Source organism: Actinoalloteichus sp. AHMU CJ021 (genome assembly GCF_002895405.1).
Lineage (GTDB): Bacteria > Actinomycetota > Actinomycetes > Mycobacteriales > Pseudonocardiaceae > Actinoalloteichus_B > Actinoalloteichus_B caeruleus.
The window spans coordinates 5,614,660-5,633,558 of sequence record NZ_CP025990.1; the positions used below are offsets into that span (position 1 = coordinate 5,614,660).

Annotated in this window: 2 protein-coding genes; both read left to right on the forward strand. The window is 73.3% G+C overall.

Annotation, left to right across the window (positions count from 1 at the left end; translation table 11 throughout):
- Positions 1-19: 19 nt before the first annotated feature.
- On the forward strand, positions 20-6,730 hold the full coding sequence (locus C1701_RS27825; RefSeq protein WP_337661911.1) for an amino acid adenylation domain-containing protein: 6,711 nt from the start codon (positions 20-22) through the stop codon (positions 6,728-6,730).
- Positions 6,727-18,831: an amino acid adenylation domain-containing protein gene (locus C1701_RS23740; RefSeq protein WP_337661912.1), complete on the forward strand. Its 12,105-nt coding sequence runs from the start codon at positions 6,727-6,729 to the stop codon at positions 18,829-18,831. Before C1701_RS27825 ends, C1701_RS23740 begins: the two co-directional genes overlap by 4 nt.
- The last annotated feature ends 68 nt before the right edge of the window (positions 18,832-18,899 follow it).

The window sequence follows — 18,899 nt, forward strand, 5'->3', positions numbered from 1 at the left end:
CGACGAAAGGACAGCCACCATGACCGGGCCAGTGATCGCGGTCATCGGCATCGGCGTCCGCTACCCCCACGCCGAGACCGTCGAGGAGTTCCGCGCGAACCTCCTCGCGGGTCGCGACTCGGTGCGCCCGATACCGACCCGCCGGGTCGAGGCGGCGGGCGGCCGGCCAGACCGGACCCTGCCCATGGGGTGGTTGCCCGACGTCGACCTGTTCGATCACGCGTTCTTCGGGCTGTCACGCCGCGAGGCGGAGCTGATGGACCCGCAGCACCGGCTGGCGTGCCGCCTCACCCAGGCGGCACTCGACGACGCCGGCTACGCACCCTCCCTCCTGCGGTCGACCAGCACCGCGGTCATCTTCAGCACACCGTCACCCGACTACCAGCTCCTCGTGCCGCAGCGGGGAACGCTCGCGATGACCGGGACCTGGCCGGGTGGGCTGCCCGCGAGGATCGCGCACCGCTTCGGGCTGGCCGGCCCGTGCTACGGGGTGGACACCGGCTGCAACGGTTCCCTCGTCGCCGTCCACCACGCCCGCCGGGAACTCGCGGCCGGCGACGCCGACTACGCCCTCATCGGAGGGGTGAACCTGCGGACGGTTCCTCCTGAGGCCGGTGACCTGGCCGGGTTCCCCGAGATCATGTCCCCCGCCGGCCGGTGCCGGGCGTTCGACGAGGCCGCCAACGGGACGGTCGGAGGCGAGGGCGGCGCGGTCCTGTTGCTCACCACTCTCGACCGCGCCCTGGCCGAGGGCGCCCGGATCCACGCCCTGCTCACCGGTACGGCCGTGCGGCACAACGGGCACCACGCCGCTACCATCAGCACACCGAGCGCCAGCGCGCAGGCCGAGGTCATCACGGCCGCCTGGCGGAACGCCGGTCTCGACGTCGCGGACGCGGACTACGTGGAGGCACACGGTTCCGGAACGAGGTTGGGGGACGCCGTCGAGGTGGAGGGCCTGGCGCTGGCCCGAGCCGGTCGAGCCCCACGGCTGCCCGTCGGGTCGGTCAAGACCAACATCGGGCACCTGGACAACGCGGCCGGCGTCACCGGACTGGTGAAAACCATCCTCGGCGTCGCCCACGGCGAACTGTACCCCTCACTGCACTTCACCCGGCCACCCCGCGAGGTCGACCTCGACGCGGCCGACCTCGAGGTCGTCACCTCCACGCGCCCCTGGCCCCAACGGCCCGACCACCGGCCCCGACGAGCCGGAGTCAGCTCGTTCAGCCTGGGCGGGTTGAACGCGCACTGCGTGGTGGAACAGGCACCGTCCCGCCCGGCCCCCTCGCCGTTCCCCCCGGAACCGGTGGTCGTCGGTGTGTCCGCCCGCACCACCGCCGCCCTCCGCCGGCTTTCGGCTCGACTCGCCGGCGCCCTGCGGGGACGGGCGGCCTCGCTCACCGACGTGGCCTTCACCCTCAACGAGGGGCGCGACCACCACCTTCACCGCATCGCCGTGCGGGCGGACACCACTTCCCAGCTCGTCGAGGCCCTGGAGCGGTGTGCCCTTGGTGAGCTCCCCGTACCCACACCCGCCGCCGGGCCGCCGAGGCTGCTCGTATCGATGTCCGGTGACTCCGCGCTGGACGCGCCGGAGGGAGCGGTGCCGGCACTGCCCCCGGAACTTCCCCTGACCGGACCCGTCGCTGACCACATCGCACGTCAGCTCGCCGCCTACCGGCGGTTGGCCTCGATCGTGCCCGTCGACGGGATCCTCGCGTCCGGGACGTCCCGCTACCTCGCGCGCTGGTTGCAGGGGGACCTCAGCGCCGAGGACACCGCGCTCCTCGCCACCGGCGACGCACCCGCCCCGCCCGCTGACCCCGCACGGCTGACCGAGGCCTCTCGCCAGCTGGTCACCGAGCGCGCCACCGTCGTGGTGGACCTCGGTGCCGGTGGTGACATCGGTGCCGTCCTGGCCACTTCGGGCAACATCCCCCTCGTCACCGTGGACCGGGCCGACGACGTGTCCGACGCGGTCAGCCTGCTCTACCAGTGGGGAGTCCCGGTCACCTGGGCGGCCCTGCGCCCGGCGTGGCAGCCGAGGAGGGTGCCGCTGCCCGGGCACCCCCTCACCGAGGTCCGCTGTTGGGTGGGAGGTGGGGCCACCAGCGACGTCACGGCGCCAGCCGAGGAGGCGCCCGGTGGTGCCCCCTCCCCGGGAACGAGCACCCCGCCCCCCGCCGGTTCCGACAGCGGCACCCCGGCTGCGGTCACCGCGCCGGAGGCGGTACCGGCCGGGGCGGCCAGCGGTGGGACGGGGCCGAGGGGGACCGCCGTCGCGGCCCGCCCCACCAGCCCCAGTCCACCCGACACGCCGGTGTCCTCCCACGCGCCCCGACCCGGCGGCTCCCCCGCCGCCGGTACGCGGTCCGCCCCGTCGCCCGCGTCAACCAGCAGCGACCAGCCGGCCATGGCCCCGGGCGACGTCGGCGAGGTGGTCCGCGAGGTGCTGGGGGAAGCCCTCGGCGAACCCGACCCCGCTCCCGACGCCGACTTCTTCGACCTCGGCGGCAACTCGGTCATCGGGATCCAGCTGGTCAACGACCTCAACGCCCGCCTGGCGGTCGACCTGCGACTGATCGACGTGTACGAGCACCGCACCCTGCCCGAACTGGCCGCGCACGTCACCCGGCTGGTCGTCGAGCGCGAACCCGCCATGCCAGCCGGCCTCCCGCCGATCACACCGGCGACCGGGGAACCGGTCCTCTCCTTCGGGCAGGAACGCATGTGGTTCCACCACCAGTGGGACCCCGGCACCACCCTCTACAACCTGGGCTCCCGCATGCGGGTGCGGGGCCGCTTCGACCTCGAGGCGTGGCGCGCCGCGCTCAACGACTTCGCCGAACGGCACCAGACCATCCGGTCGAACTTCGTCGAGGACGGCGGCGGTCTCCGCGTCGTGATCCGCCCCGACCTCGGGGACTTCCTCCGCCTCGTGGACCTCTCCGAGGACCCCGACGCCGCGACCACCGCCCGCCGGCTCGCCGCCGAGCACACCAGCCGGCCCTTCGACCTCGCCACCGACGCTCTCTACCGGGTGCTCGTCCTGCGTTTCGCCGCCGACGACCACCTCGTGGTCAATTCCATGCACCACGCGGTCAACGATGGGCACGCGCCCACCATCAGCCGGAACGAGATCACCGAGCTCTACGCCGCCCGAGTGGAAGGGCGGCCGCACCGCCTCCCGCCCCTGCCGCTCCAGTACCACGACTACGCGCGGTGGCAGCGCGACCTCGTCGCCGGTCCGCTGCTGGCCGGACAGCGGGACTTCTGGCGGCGCACCCTCGCCGACGCGCCCGTGCTGGACCTCCCCACCGACCTTCCGAGACCGGCGACCACCAACTTCCGGGGCGACTACCTGGTCACCCACCTCCCCCCAGACCTCGCACGCCGGGTCCGAACCACCGCCACGGAGGCCGGCGCCACCCCTTACGTCGTGCTGCTCGCGGTGTTGAACCTGCTGCTGGCACGGCGAGGGGGCGCCCGTGACATCGTCATCGCCACTCCCAGCGCCGGACGGAACCGCCCCGAACTGTGGAGCCTGCTCGGCTTCTTCAACAACACCCTGCTGCTGCGCACCGACCTCTCCGACGACCCGGACCTGCCCGAACTCGTCGACCGGGTACGCGAGGTGGTGTTGGCCGCCGTGGAGAACGAGGACCTGCCCTTCGACGCCGTCGTGCGCGAGGTCGCACCCCACCGCGACCCGAGCCGCAACACGCTGTTCGACGTCATGTACACCCACCAGGTGCTGCCGGAGCTGGACGCCCTGCAACAGGGCGATCCGAGCATCACCCTCGAGTACTCCGGCGACCACGACTTCCCCGGCATGCCGGAGGGAGCCATCGTCTGCGACCTGTCCTTCGCGACGCTGGAGCACGCCGACCGGGAGGAGATCGACCTCGTCGTCGCCTACCGCACACAGCTGTTCTACCGCTCCACGGCTCAGGGACTGGCCGAGGCCTACCTGGAGCTGCTCGCGGAGGTGCTGCCCGCCGGCCCGGCCCACGAGGACGCCACGCCACCCCGTCCAGCGCGACAGGTGGGAGGCGATCGCCCCGAGAACGCCGCGGCCAACCCGCCGGAACGAGCCGACGCGACACCCGTCCCGACCTCTGAGCGGGGAGGCGGTTGGTTCCTGCCCGACCGGGTAGCCCAGTGGGCCCGCCGCACCCCGGCCGCGGCCGCCCTGGTCCACGACGACCTCGTCGTGGACCACGCGGAACTCCACGACCGGGTCACCCGGCTCGCCCACCTCCTCGTCGCCCGCGGTGTGCGGCCCGAGGACCGGGTCGCCCTGCTGGTGCCCCGCGGCGTCGACCTCGTGGTCGGCCGGCTCGCGACGTTGCTCGCAGGCGCCGTCCACCTGCCGCTCGACCCCGACCACCCCGTCGAGCGACGGGCGGTCGTCCTCGCCGACGCCGCACCGGTGCTGGTCGTCACGACCGGCCCGCTGGCCACCACACTGCCCCCCGGCGCGCCGGTGCTCAGGCTGGACCACCCGGACACCGAGGCTGCGCTGGCCGGACCCCCCGACTCCACCCTGCCCGCCCACCCGCCGAGCCCGGACGCTGCCGCCTACGTCATGTACACCTCCGGGTCCACGGGACGCCCGAAGGGCGTCGTCGTGCCACACTCGGCCCTCGCCACCGTCCTGCGCTTCTGCCAGGACACCCGCTTCCCCCGCCACGGCAGGTACCGGGTGGCCACCACCGCGTCCACGTCCTTCGACATCTCGTGGGACGGGCCCCTGTGGCTTGCCGGGGGGCACGAGGTGCACGTCATCGGCGACACCGAGCGGCGGGACCCGCACGCCCTCGTCTCCTACGTCGAACGGCACCGCGTCGACTGCCTCAACATCACACCCACCCACTGCCGGGAACTCCTGGCCGCCGGACTGCTCGACCCCGAGCGCGCCTACCGGCCGCGCCTGGTGGTGCTCTGCGGTGAGCCGGTGCCCAAGCCCCTGTGGACCGCGCTGCGGCGGGCCACCCCGCACACGGAGGTCCTCAACTCCTACGGCATCACGGAATGCGGCGTGGAGAACCTGGTGACACCGCTCTCCGACTGGGAGGAACCCGCGTTGGGTGACCCCGCCGCCGACACCGGGATCCACCTGCTCGGCGGGACACTGGCGCCCGGTGACCACGGCGAGCTCCACGTCACCGGATCCTGCCTGGCCAGGGGGTACCTCGGACGACCGGCGCTGACCGCGCAACGGTTCGTCGCGAACCCCTTCGGGCCACCCGGCACTCGGATGTATCGCACCGGGGACCTCGCCATGCGGGACCACCGGGGGCGGTTCGTCAGCCGAGGCCGCACCGACGGCCAGGTGAAGCTGCGTGGGGTCCGCATCGAACTGGGGGAGATCGAGTCCGCGCTGGAGGACCACACCGGGGTCGAGCAGGCCGCGGTCGTGCTGACCCGGGGCACCCACCCGATGCTGGTCGCCTCGGTTGTCGGAACCGCATCCCCCGAGCAGCTCCGCGCCCACCTCGCCAACCGCCTCCCGAGGGCGATGCTGCCGGCCCGGATCCAGACCGTGGACCGACTGCCCCGAACCGTCAGCGGGAAGACCGACCGGGCAGCGCTGGCCGCCCACGAGAGACCTGGCGCCACCGGCGACGCCGGTCGGTGTGACGAGGGCGTTCCGCCAGCGCCTGGCGGAACCGGACCCGGCTCTGTCCAGGGGAGCACGGAGGTCCCCGCTCGCCGGCCAGGAACGGACCACCTGCCCGGACCGCACGTCGGTCGCGCGGACCAACGACCCACCCCGTCACGCCCCGATGTGGACGAGCTGCGTGAGCTGTTCGGGGAGATGTTGGAACGCGGGCCTGTCCGGGCCGACGACGACTTCTTCGACCTAGGCGGGCATTCGCTGCTCGCGGCGCGACTCGTGCGACGCGTCAGCGCCCAAACCGGACACGAACTGCCGGTCATAACCCTTTTCGACGCGTCGACCCCGGCCCGGCTGGCCGCCCGGTTGGCCCAGCCCGCGCGACCCGCCGAGCGCCCCGTCGTGTTACCACTCCGCACCGGGGGCGGCACCGCGCCCCTGATCTGCGTGCACCCGGCCGGCGGGACCGGCACGCTGTACTCTCCGCTGGTTCCGCACCTGCACCGCGACAGGCCGGTGAGTGCCCTGCAGTCCCGGCACCAGGGTTCGGCAGTCCTCGAGTCCACCGGCTCCCTCATCGAACTGGCCGCTGACTACCGGGGTGAGATCCAGGCCCACCAACCCCACGGCCCATACCACCTGCTGGGCTGGTCCTTCGGTGGTGTCCTCGCCCACGAGATCGCAGTCCAGCTTCAGCGGGAGGGCCACCAGGTGGCGACGCTGGCCCTGTTCGACGCCTATCCCGACGACGGAGCCGTCCCGGCACTCACGACCGACCAACTGCGGGAGGCCCTGCGCGACATCCGGCACTTCGCCGAGGACGAACTCGACTTGGTCGCCCCTGTCATCCAGCACCACCAGGCCATGACCAGGGCGCACACCCCCGGGGTCTTCGACGGGAACGTCCTGTTCCTCCATGCCACCGAGGGACGTCCCGAAGGTGCCCCCCACCCCTCGGTCTGGGCACCCCACGTCAGCGGCGATCTCGTCACCCACGAGTTGCAGTGCACCCACCAGGGCCTGACCCGCCCGGACATCCTCCCCCGGGTCGCTCGGCTCCTGGACGGTTGGGCCCGATCGACCAGCGGGGAGGGTTCGGCCCGGTGACCTTCCTCGAACTCACCGCGTCCCAGCGGGGGCTGTGGCTCGACCACCAGGTGCGGCCGGGCAGCCCCCGCCTCAACGGGGCCGAGTACGTGGAGATCGATGGCCCGGTGGACCACCAGCTGCTCGACCGCGCGGTACGCGGCGTGGTGGCCACCACCGAATGCCTCCGGATCAGCATCGTCTTCGACGGCGACCGACCCGGTCAGCGTGTCGACGACCTCGACGACTGGCCGTTCCCCCTGGTCGACGTGAGCGGGCACCCTGACCCGGAGCGTGCCGCCACGGCCTGGATCGATGACGAACTGGCCCGCCCCGCCGACCTGGAACGGGGTCCCCTGTTCTCCCAGGCCCTGATCCGGCTCGCCCCCGACCGGCACCGCTGGTGCCTCCGCATGCACCACCTCCTGTCGGACGGTTTCACCATCGACCTGGTGATCCGGAGGGTCGCCGAGGCCTACACCGCGCTCGCCGCCGGCGACGCCGCACCCGACCACCCCGTGGAACCCCTCAGTGAACTCCTCGCCGAGGAACAGGCCTACCGGTCGTCACCGGAGTGGGAACGGGACCGCCAGTACTGGGCAGCGGAACTGGCGGCACGGCCTGAACCCCCGCTGCTGGGCAGCGCTGGTCCGGCACCGCGCCCGCCGTCCTGCGAGGAGGAGGACGGTACCCCAGCCGGGCCCGTTTTCCTGCGGTGCGGCGGTCACCTGCCGTGGGACCGCGCGGAGCGCCTGCGGGCGCCGGGCAAACGGACCCTGACGAGGCTCGCCGGCGTCGCCGTGGCCACCGCCGCCCTCTACCTGCACCGCATGACGGGCTCCCAGGACATCCTTCTGGGAGTCACGTTCACCGGACGCCGGGGACGCGCCGCGCGCCGCGTCCCCGGCATGATGTCCACCGTCCTGCCGGTGCGACTGACCGTCCGGCCCGGGCTTACCTGGGGTGACCTGACCAACCAGGTCTCGGCCAAGATCTTCGGGGCACTGCGGCACCAGCGGTACCGTTACGAGGACATCCGTGCGGACCAGGGCCTGGCCGGCACCACTGATCCGTTGGTCGGGCCACTGGTCAACATCATCTCCGGTGACCCGGACACCTCCTTCGCTGGGCTCCCCACCCGGGTCATCACCCCGTCGCACGGCCCGGTCGACCACTTCTCGTTCGTGGTGTACGACCGCGCGGACCCGGCGGGGATGCGCGTCAACGCCGACGCCAACCCCGCACACCTGGCGCCGGCCGACGTGGCTCGGCACCACGCCCGGTACCTCCGGCTGCTCGGCGAACTGGCCGACGCGGAACCCACCCACAAGCTCGGCAGCGTCGACGTGCTGCTCCCCGAGGAAAGCGCCCGGCTCCGCCCGCCGTCGAGTGGCCGCGGGGGCCGGGACAGCACCACCGTGCGGGGGAACCTGGTCGAGCGGGTCCTGGACCAGGTCAGGCTGCGAGCGGACGCCGTGGCGGTGCGGTTCGGCGACCAGGTGGTGACCTACCGGGACCTCGATGTCCGCTCAGCCGTGCTCGCCCACCGGCTCACCCGTGCGGGAGCGGGCCCGGAACGGTTCGTCGCGATCGTGATGCCCCGCTCCGCCGACCTGGTGGTGGCGCTGTTCGCAGTACTCCGAACGGGAGCGGCCTACCAGTCCATCGACCCGGAGCTCCCGCCCACCCGGGTAGCGCTCCTCCTGGCCGACAGCGACCCGGTGCTCCTGCTCACCGACTCCGAACACGCGGCTCCACTCCCGCCGGGGCCACCGGTGGTCCTTCTCGACAACTTCGGGGACGACGGCCCGCCGCCCGGCCAGCCGGGGGAGCCCTCCGGCCTCCCCGCTCCGCCGCACCCAGCCACTCCCGCCTACCTCATCCACACGTCCGGCTCCACGGGGAGGCCCAAGGGCGTCGTGGTCACGCACCACAACGCCGTCCGGCTCTTCGACGCCACCCGGTCCTGGCTGCGGCCCGGTCCCTCCGACGTGTGGACCCTGTTCCACTCCACGTCCTTCGACTTCTCCGTCTGGGAGTTGTGGGGAGCGCTTCTGCACGGCGGCCAGCTCGTCGTCGTCCCGCACGAACAGACCCGGTCCCCCTCCGACTTCCACGACCTGCTCCGCCGCGAACGGGTGACCGTCCTCAGCCAGACACCCACCGCGCTGGCGCAGCTCACCGCTGCGGTTGCCGAAGACTCCGCGTTGCCGGACAGCCTTCGGACCGTCGTGCTCGGCGGCGAGGCTCTGGAGCCGGGGCACGTCGACGCCTGGTCCCGCGTCGCACCAGCCGGCTGCGTGCTGGTGAACATGTACGGCATCACCGAGACGACCGTCCACGTCACCCATGCCCCGGTCGAACGGGACGTGTCCCTCGGGGAACCGCTCGACGACCTCCGGCTGTACCTGTTGGACCCGGCGCTCCAGCCGGTGGCGGACGGGGTTCCCGGCGAGCTGTACGTGGGCGGCCCCGGTGTCGCCCGCGGCTACCTCGGGCGGCCCTCGTTGACCGCTAGCCGCTTCGTCGCCGACCCGTACGGCCCTCCTGGGGCGCGGCTCTACCGCTCAGGCGACCTGGCCCGGCGAGGCCCCGACGACGCGCTCCAGTTCGCCGGGCGAGCGGACGACCAGGTGAAGATCCGGGGTTTCCGCATCGAGCCCGGGGAGGTCGCGGCCGAGGTCACCCGCCACCCGGACGTCGTCCAGGCTGTCGTCGTCGTGGATTCCGGTCCACGCCGTTCCCCGCGCCTGGTCTGCTACGTGGTGCCCCGACCCGGAAGCCGGTGGGATCCGCCCGCGCTCCGCCGACACCTCACCGACCTGCTCCCCGAACATGCCGTCCCCTCCGCCTACGTCGTTCTCGACGCGCTCCCCGTCACCGGCAACGGGAAACTCGACCGTGCCGCGCTACCTGCCCCGGGGCCCCGGCCGGCGGACGGGAGCGGCCGCGCACCGGCAGGGTGGGCCGAGCGGATCCTCTGCCAGCTCGCCGCCGAAGTCCTCGACGTCCCGGTCATCGGAGCCGACCAGGACTTCTTCGCCCAGGGTGGGGACAGCGTCATGGCGGTGAGGCTGGTGAGCCGGGCTCGCACCCTCGGGCTGCGGCTGAGCCCGGCGCAGGTGTTCCGGCACCGCACCGTCGCAGCACTCGCCGCCGTCGCCGCACCCGTCCCCCCGGACACCGCCGGCGGCACCGGCGACGGGGCCGGCAGCCCCCCGGGACCGGAGGTCCCGCCGGCGGAACGGGCCAGCCTGGGAATACCAGCGGGGCGGCCGATACCGATGTCCCCGCTCCAGAACGGACTGCTCGCCCAGGCGCTGCGGGACGGGTCCGACGACGCCTACACCTCGCAGCTGCTGGTCGACCTCGACGGGCCGCTCGCCCCCGAGCGTTGGCGGCGGCACGTCACCAGGCTGGTGCGTCGCCACCCCGGACTCCTCGCCGGCTTCTGGAACACGAGCATCGGACCCGTCCAGGTCCCGGTGGACTCCGACCCGCCGTGGCGGGAGGTCGACCTGGAAGGGCTACCCGACTCGGCCGTCGACGAGCTGGCCATCCAGGACCGTGCCGCCGGTTTCCGCCTCGACCGGCCACCGCTGCTGCGGGCGGCCCTCGCCCGGCGCGCTCCCGACCACCACACCTTCGTCCTCACCGCACACCACATCCTGCTCGACGCCTGGTCAGTGGGAGTGCTGCTCGACGAACTCCGCGCACTGTGGACCGGGGAGGAACTCCCCCCTGCCCCCGACCCCGCGGAGGCCGTTCAGCCCCTCGGTGATGAGGACCTGCGGGCCGCTCGCGAGGCGTGGCGGGTGGCTCTGGCGGCGTTCCCAGGGCCCACCCGGCTCACACCACCAGCGAACCGAGCGGACCTGTCCGTCCCCCCGGCACGGGTGGACACGGTGCTCCCGGACCAGCTCAGCGCGGCGCTCGACGCCGTCGCACGCGATCACGGAGTCACCCCCAACACAGTGGTGCAGGCCGCCGTCGGCCTGCTCCTCGTCCGTCTCACCGGCCGCCGTGACGTGGTGTTCGGCACCGTCGTCGCCGGTCGCTCGGCCGAGGCTGCCGACATCGAACGGCGGGTCGGGCTGTTCGCGAACACGGTGCCCGTCCGGATCCGGACCAGCCCGGAGGAGACCCTGTCCGACCTCCTCGTGCGCGTCCAGGACGAACAGTCCCGGCTGGTCACCCACCACTCACTCGGACTCGCGGAGATCCAACGCCTCGCTGGGCACGAGGAACTCTTCGACCTCCTCGTCGCCTTCGAGAACCAGCCCGCCCCGCTGTTCGGCGGCCACGACCTGGGTGGCGGGCTGACCATGGCACACCGGGACACCGTGGACGGCAGCCACTACGCGTTGTCCCTCATGGTGGTGCCCGGACCGAGGACACTGCTGCGGTGGGCCTACCGCCCCCCGCACACCGCGAGGAGCGTCGCCCTGCTCGCCGACCGGCTCACCGGGCTGCTCCACACGATCGTCCGGGAACCAGGACGGCGGGTAGGCCGCACGGACGTCCTCCTCCCCGAGGACCCCCCACTGCCGACCGGTGTGGCGCGGCGCGACCGGCCCACCACCGCGGCCGAGGCCTTCGAACGACAGGCGGCGCGCACACCCCACGCCGTCGCGTTGCGCTGCGGAACACGGGAGTTGACCTACGCCGAGCTGAACTCGGCGGCGAACCGGACCGCCAGGGCGCTGCTCGAAGCCGGCGTCGGCCCCGACCGCCTGGTCGCGCTCCCCGCGAGCCGGTCGACCGAGTTCGTCGTCGTGCTGCTCGCCGTGTGGAAGGCCGGAGGCGCCTACCTGCCGCTCGACCCGGCCCAACCCCGGGAACGCACCACCCGCGTCCTCGACGACACCCGGCCGCACCTGGTCCTCGGCGGCGCCCACGAGTTCCCCGTCCCCGCCGACCTCCCCGACCATGACGTGCGGTCCGACGAACGGCGCACCCCGCCCCATCCCGACCACCTCGCCTACGCGATCCACACCTCGGGCTCCACCGGCAGCCCCAAGGGTGTCCTCGTGCCCCACCGCGGCCTGGTCGCCCTCGCCGAGGGCGCGATCACCCGCACCGGCGTCGGCCCGGGGAGCCGTGTCCTCCAGTTCGCCTCGGCGATCTTCGACGCTTCCGTCTACGAGCTCGCCACGGCCCTGCTCAGCGGAGCGGTACTGGTCCTGGCGCCCCAGGAGGAGCTCCTCCCCGGGGCACCGCTGTCAACCCTACTGCGTGCCCAACGAATCACCCACCTGGTGGCACCACCCTCCGCGCTCGCCGCCCTGGAACCAACGGACGTCCCGCCGGACCTGACCGTCGTCCTCGCCGGGGAGGCGCCCTCCTCGGCCCTCGTCGCGCGCTGGCCCGACCACAGGCTCCACAACGGCTACGGCCCCACGGAGGCCACCGTCTGCGCGACGCTCAGCGAGCGGCTGGTACCCGGAACGGGCGTGCCTCCGCTGGGGCCTCCCATGCCCGACGTGCGGCTCCGCGTTCTCGACGTCGACCTGAGGCCGGTCCCGCCCGGCGTGACCGGGGAGCTGTACCTGGCCGGTGGGGGAGTGGCCCGGGGATACCAGGGACTTCCAGACACCACCGCCCACCGTTTCGTCGCCGACCCCGACGGCCCGCCCGGGACCCGCATGTACCGGACCGGTGACCTGGTGGCCCGGGGGCGTGACGGCGGGCTGACCTTCGTCGGTCGTTCCGACGACCAGGTGCAGATCCGGGGCTTCCGCGTCGAGCCAGGGGAGGCCGCCGCCGTGCTGCGCCGGCACGACGAGGTCGCCGACGCCGTCGTCCTCGCCAGGACGAACCAGCGCGACGAGGTGGAACTCGTCGCCTACCTGGCCCCCCGAGGGAGCGGAACCCCTGACCTCGGCCGGATCAGGACGTGGGCGGCCTCCCAGCTACCGGCGCATCTCGTCCCCGCCGCCCTCCTCGTCGTCCCTGCTCTCCCCGTCGGCCCCACCGGCAAGGTCGACCGGGCCGCACTGGTCGCCACGCCCGAACCGTCCTCCGAGACCCGCGCGCCCACCACCGAGGACAACCCGCGCGTCGCGGTGCTGCGGGACATCTTCGCCGAGGTGCTCGGCGTGCGGCACGTGGGCGCGCACGACGACTTCTTCGTCCTGGGCGGGCATTCGCTGCTCGTCGCCAGGGTGACGGGTGTCCTCCGCGCCAGGCTGGGCGTCGAGGTCGAGTTGCGGGAGCTGTTCGAGGCCAGGACCCCGGCAGCGCTGGCCGCCCGGCTACCCGGCGCACCACCCGCCCTCGACCCACCACGCCGCGCCACCCGCCCGGAGCGGGTGCCGTTGTCCCCGGCGCAGCGTCGACTGTGGACCAGAACCCGGTTGGACGGCTCCAGCTCGGCCTACCACATCCCGCTCGCGGTGCGGCTGACCGGCGGCCTCGATTCCCGAGCGCTGAGCCACGCGGTGGACGACCTCCTCGACCGCCACGAAAGCCTCCGGACCCGCTTCCCGGACGAGGACGGATCACCCTGGCAGGACGTCGTGCCCGCCGAGCGGGCACGGGGTGCGCTGTCGGCCGTGCCCGTCGCAGTGCCAGCCCTCCCCGGGGCGCTGGCCGCTGAGACCGAACGTCCCTTCGACCTGGCCACCGATCTCCCCTTCCGAGCCGTGCTGTTCACACTCCTGCCGTGGAACGACGCCGAACGCGGCACCAACGCCGGGGACGACCCCGGCGGCGCGGCCGCAACCGGCGCGCCGAACAACGCCGCAGCTGGTCAGGCAACCAGCCCCGAGGAGGCGGAGGGCAGCGGAGGAGACCACGTCCTGCTCCTCATCCTGCACCACCTCGTCGGCGATGCGTGGTCGCTGGACAGGCTGTCCGCCGACCTCACCACCGCCTACACGGCCCGCCGCGCCGGTCGCCGGCCCGACTGGAAGCCCCTGCCCCTCGACTACGCCGACTACGGCCAGTGGCACCGGGAGGTGCTCGGCGACCCGAACGACGAGACCTCCGTCCTCGGCCGGCAGCTCGCCTACTGGCGCACCCGGCTGGCCGGCATCCCCGGCGAAACCCCGCTGCCCACCGACCGCGCCCGGCCAGCGCGCGCCGCCGGGCGCGGTGACGTGGTGCGGTTCCCCGCCGATCCGACCCGTGGTGCCGAGGTTCGGGCTCTGGCGCTGGCCACCGGGACATCCCCGTTCCTGGTGCTGCACGCGGTGTGGGTCACCCTCCTCACCCGGCTGGGCGCCGGTCCCGACGTGGTCATGGGCACCGCGACGGCCGGTCGGGGGCACGAGGAACTCCAGGACCTGGTGGGTTTCTTCGTGAACACCGTCGTGCTGCGGGTCGACGCCTCCGGCGACCCCACGTTCCGGGACGTGCTGCACCGGGTCCGAACCGCCGACCTGGACGCGTTCGCGCACCAGGACCTGCCCTTCGACCAGCTGGTCGAAGCCCTGGACCCCGTGCGCTCGCTGTCGTGCCACCCCCTGTTCCAGGTGGCGCTCGCCGTGCACGAGAAGCCCGACGTGACACTCGAGCTGCCCGGCCTGCAGGTCACCGAGGTACCGGTGCCCACCACGACCGCCAAGTTCGACCTCTCGATCGCCTGGCACGTCGCGGACGGCAGCGGCGGAATCGAGTACGACACGGCGCTGTTCGACCGGCGAACCGTGACCGATCTGGCCTCCCGGTTCCAGACCCTCCTCCGCTCCGTGTGCCGCGACCCGGACCAACCCGTCAGCCGCCTCGACCTCCGCACCAGCCAGGAACGGGACCAGCCGGCCGTGCTCCGGGGAACCGAACCCGCCGGCCCCGACCCACGATCTCTGGTGCACGACCTCGTCGCCGCGCGCGCCGCCGCCGACCCGAACGGCATCGCCGTGTCCGGGTCAGGCGGGGCCCTCACCCGGGCCGAGCTGGACGCCCGCGCCAACGCGCTCGCACACCGGCTCCTCGCGCACGGCGTCACGCCGGGGGCGGTGGTCACCGTTCACCTACCCAGGACGCCTGAACTGGTCGTCACGCTGTTGGCGGTCCTGCGTGCGGGCGCCGCCTACCTGCCCACCGAACCCCACGACCCACCCGGACGCCGCCGGGCGCTCGCCGAACGGGCCGGGAGCGTCCTACTGGTCACCGACCGGGCGAACGGGGAGGCCACCGCCACCGGCGGGCCGCCCGTGCTCCTAGTGGACGGTCCGGACGACGAGACGTGGCCGACCACCCCACCCCAGGTCGCCGGTCACCCCGACCAGACGGCCTACGTGCTGCACACCTCCGGGTCCACAGGATTCCCCAAGGGAGTAGCCGTCAGCCACCGGGCCGTCACCGACCTCGTGACCGACCCGTGTTGGGACGGAGGAGAAGCCGGAGCGACCCTGCTGCACAGCTCGCTGTCCTTCGACGCCGCCACCCTCGAACTGTGGCTGCCCCTGACCAGCGGGGGACGGTTGGTCCTCGCGCCCCCCGGCCGTTTGGACCCGGCCACGCTCGGCGACCTGGTCGCCGCCCACGGACTCCAGCTGCTGTGGCTGTCCTCCGGGGTGTTCTCCCTCGTGGCGCAGGAGAACCCGAAGTGGCTCTCCGGGCTGCGCCGGGTGTGGACCGGGGGAGACGTCGTGCCTCCCCACTCGGTCCGCCGGGTACTGCGGCACTGCCCGGACCTCACCGTCCTCCACGTGTACGGCCCCACCGAGACCACCACGGCGGTGCTCACCGAACCCGTCACCACGGCCGAGGCCGTCGGGGACCCGCTGCCGCTGGGCACACCCACCAACGGCAGCCGGGTCGCCGTTGTCGACGACCGCCTCCGCCCCGTCGCCGCCAACACCGTTGGTGAGCTCGTCATCGGCGGGACCGGAGTGGCGCACGGCTACGCGGGCCTCGCCGCCCGCACCGCGGAGCGTTTCGTCGCGGACCCGTTCGGCCCGCCCGGATCCCGGATGTTCCGCACCGGCGACCTCGTGCGCTGGAGGCGTTCGGGAACGGTGGAGTTCGTTGGACGGCACGACAGCCAGCTGAAGATCCGGGGTTTCCGGGTCGAGCCCGGCGAGGTCGAGGCCGTCCTCACCAGCCACCCGGACGTCCGGCAAGCGGTGGTGGTCGCCGGCCCAGACCGGCGGTCGCTGATCGCCTACCACGTGCCGGCCGCAGGGCGGTCCGCCTCGGTGGAGGAGCTGCGGGCACTGGTCGCGACCCACCTCCCCGAACACATGGCCCCGGCATCCCATGTGCCCCTCGCCGCGCTGCCCCTGACGGCCAACGGCAAGATCGACCGGGCCGCACTCCCCGAACCCTCGCCGGCGGTGGTCCGCGCCACGCCGGCGCGGCCGCCGGCGAACCGGGCGGAACGGGTCCTGCTCGAGCTGTTCACCGACCTGCTCGGCGTCGACGACCTCGGGGTCGACGACGGGTTCCTCCAGTCCGGTGGGGACAGCATCATGGCCATCCAACTGGCCAGCAGGGCGAGGACGGCTGGGCTGGCGCTCTCCCCGAAGGACGTGTTCCAGCACGGCACCCCCGCCAGGCTCTCGCGGATCGCGGGTGTCGTAGCGGCCCGGAGCGGTTCCGATGAAGGGATCGGCACCATGCCCGCCACCCCGGTCCTGCGGTGGTGGCAGCACCTGGGCGGCCCCCTGCGCGCCTTCACCCAGGCCCTGCTGCTCGTCACTCCAGCCGAGGCGACCGAGGCGGACCTGGCCCGGGCGGTGCGCAGCGTGTACGACCACCACCCCGCGCTCCGGCTGCGGACCCGACCGGACGGCCAGCTGGAAACCATGTCCGTCGGGCAGCCCCCAACCCTCCGGCGGATCGGTGCTCGACGCTCCACGTCCAGCACCCTGGTGGACCAGGTTCGACGGGCGGCCCGTGCCGACCAGGGAGCCCTGGACCCCGACCAGGGCGACCTCGTACGGGTCACCTGGTTCGACCGAGGGCCACGACCGGGGCGCCTGCTGATCACCGTGCACCACCTCGCCGTCGACGCCTTGTCCTGGCGCATCCTGCACGAGGACCTGCGCCTCGCCTGGGAGGCCGCCACCCAGGGCACCGCCGCCCCGCTCGCTCCCGCGACCACCAGCCTCCGGACCTGGGCCCACCAGCTCGCCGACCGCGCCGCGCATCACGCGACCGACGACGAGCTGGCGAGGTGGCGCGCCGAACTGGAACCGGGGCCGAGCCCCGAATGGCTGGCCGCGCTGGACCCGAGCCGGGACACCCACCGCACCGCGCGGAGCCACAGCCTCGTCCTTCCCCCGCAGGAGACCACCGCGTTGCTGACCACGGTGCCCGGTCACGCGCGGATCGGCGTCGACGACGTGCTCCTCACCGCCCTGGCACTCGCGACCGGAGGCGTGACCGTTGACGTCGAACGCCACGGTCGACCAGACGACGCCGGCCTGGACAACACGGTCGGCTGGTTCACCAGCCTCCACCCGCTGCGGACGGGAACCGTCGACGCCTCCGACCCCACCGCTGTCCTCCGCACCGTGCGGCGCCGCCTGCACTCCGTCCCCGACCAGGGGATCAGCTACGGCGTACTGCGCCATCTGGCTCGGTCCGAGGACCTCCACGACACCGCCACCCCGGTGATCGGCTTCAACTACCTGGGCCGCCTCGACACGCTCTCCGACCAGGGCCGCTGGTCACTCGCACCCGAATCCGGAGTCCTCGACACCGGAATGCCCGATGACGCCCCCTTCGCGCACGCCCTCGAGATCAGCGCGGTCGTCCTGCCAGGACCGGAACTCCAGATCACGTTCACCTGGCCGGACCGGGTGGCCGACGCGGCGGACATCGCGCGGCTGGCGGCCCGCTGGCGGGACGCCGTCGACCGCCTCATCACGGAGGTGGGACGGCCCGACGTCAGCACCGCCGTCCCCGAGGACTTCCCCCTGGTCGAGCTGACACCCGCCGACCTGTCGGGCATCGTCGCCGCCGTCGGCCCCCCGACTGACGTCCTGCCCCTGTCGCCACTGCAACAGGGAATGCTCTTCCACCTCCAGCTCGCCGTCCTCCGGCCCGACGCGACCGACGTCTACACCACCCGGATGGCGCTCGACCTGGCCGGCCCCCTGGACGTGGACCGCCTCCGACGCGCCGCCGACGCCGTTCTGGCCCGCCACCCCAACCTCACCGCCGGCTTCCTCCACCGAGGTCTGGCACAACCCGTGGCGGTCATCGTCGAGAGCTCACGCACCTCCGCGCCCTGGACCCTCGCCGCGCCGAGCGACGAGGAGCCGCCCTTCGACCCGGCCACCCCGCCGCTGCTGCGCTTCGCGCTGGAGCGCCGGGCGGAGGACGACCACCGGTTGACCCTCACCAACCACCACATCCTCTTCGACGGGTGGTCCCTGCCCCTCATCCTGCGCGACCTGTTCCAGCACTACGCGGGCCGGCCTCCCGAGCCCGCGGCCGCCTACCGCGACTACCTCGTGTGGCTGGCCGACCGGGACCGCTCCGCGAGCGAGGCGGCCTGGTCCGCTGAGCTGCGCGACGTCCAGCCGACGCTGCTCACCGGAGCCCCGCCCGGGCGCGAGGCACGCCGAGCACCAGCCCGCGTTCCCGTGGACTGCTCGGTGGAGCTGACACGGTCACTGCGGGCCAGGGCCCGGCGGGACGGCCTGACCCCGAGCACGTTGGTCCGCGCCGCCTGGGCCGACCTGCTCGGCGAACTCACCGGACAGGCCGAGGTGGTGTTCGGCGCGGTCGTGTCCGGCAGACCACCCGACCTGCCCGGCGTGGAGACGATGGTGGGCCTGTTCGCCACGACCGTCCCGGTGCGGGCCCGGGTCGGCGCTGATCCCGCTGTTCTCCAGGACGACCAGGCGCGGCTCGAAGCACACCACCACGTCGACCTGGGGACCATCCAACGGCTCGCCGGAGTCGGCGACCTGTTCGACACGCTCGTCGCCTTCGAGAACTACCCCGTGGCCGCCGGCGCGCTCCAACCACCCCCGAACACCGGCCTACGCGTGACCGGGCTGTCGGGTGTGGATGCGACGCACTACCCGCTGGCCCTCGTGGTCTCCCCGGGCGAGGCCCTGCGCGGCAGGCTGGAGTTCCAGCCCGGTCTGCTCACCGAACCGGAGGTCCTGCGGATCCGCGACCGCCTCCTGGAGTTGCTGGCGGCCCTGGGTGACGGCTGAGACGGTTCCTCGGGTGAGGTGCGGATCACCCCAGCGTCCGGTACCACCGGCTCGCCGCCGGGACCAGC

What these genes read in the sequence shown, in the direction of transcription:
- C1701_RS27825 (WP_337661911.1), top strand. Translation starts at nt 20, where the DNA reads ATGACCGGGCCAGTGATCGCGGTCATCGGCATCGGCGTCCGCTACCCC.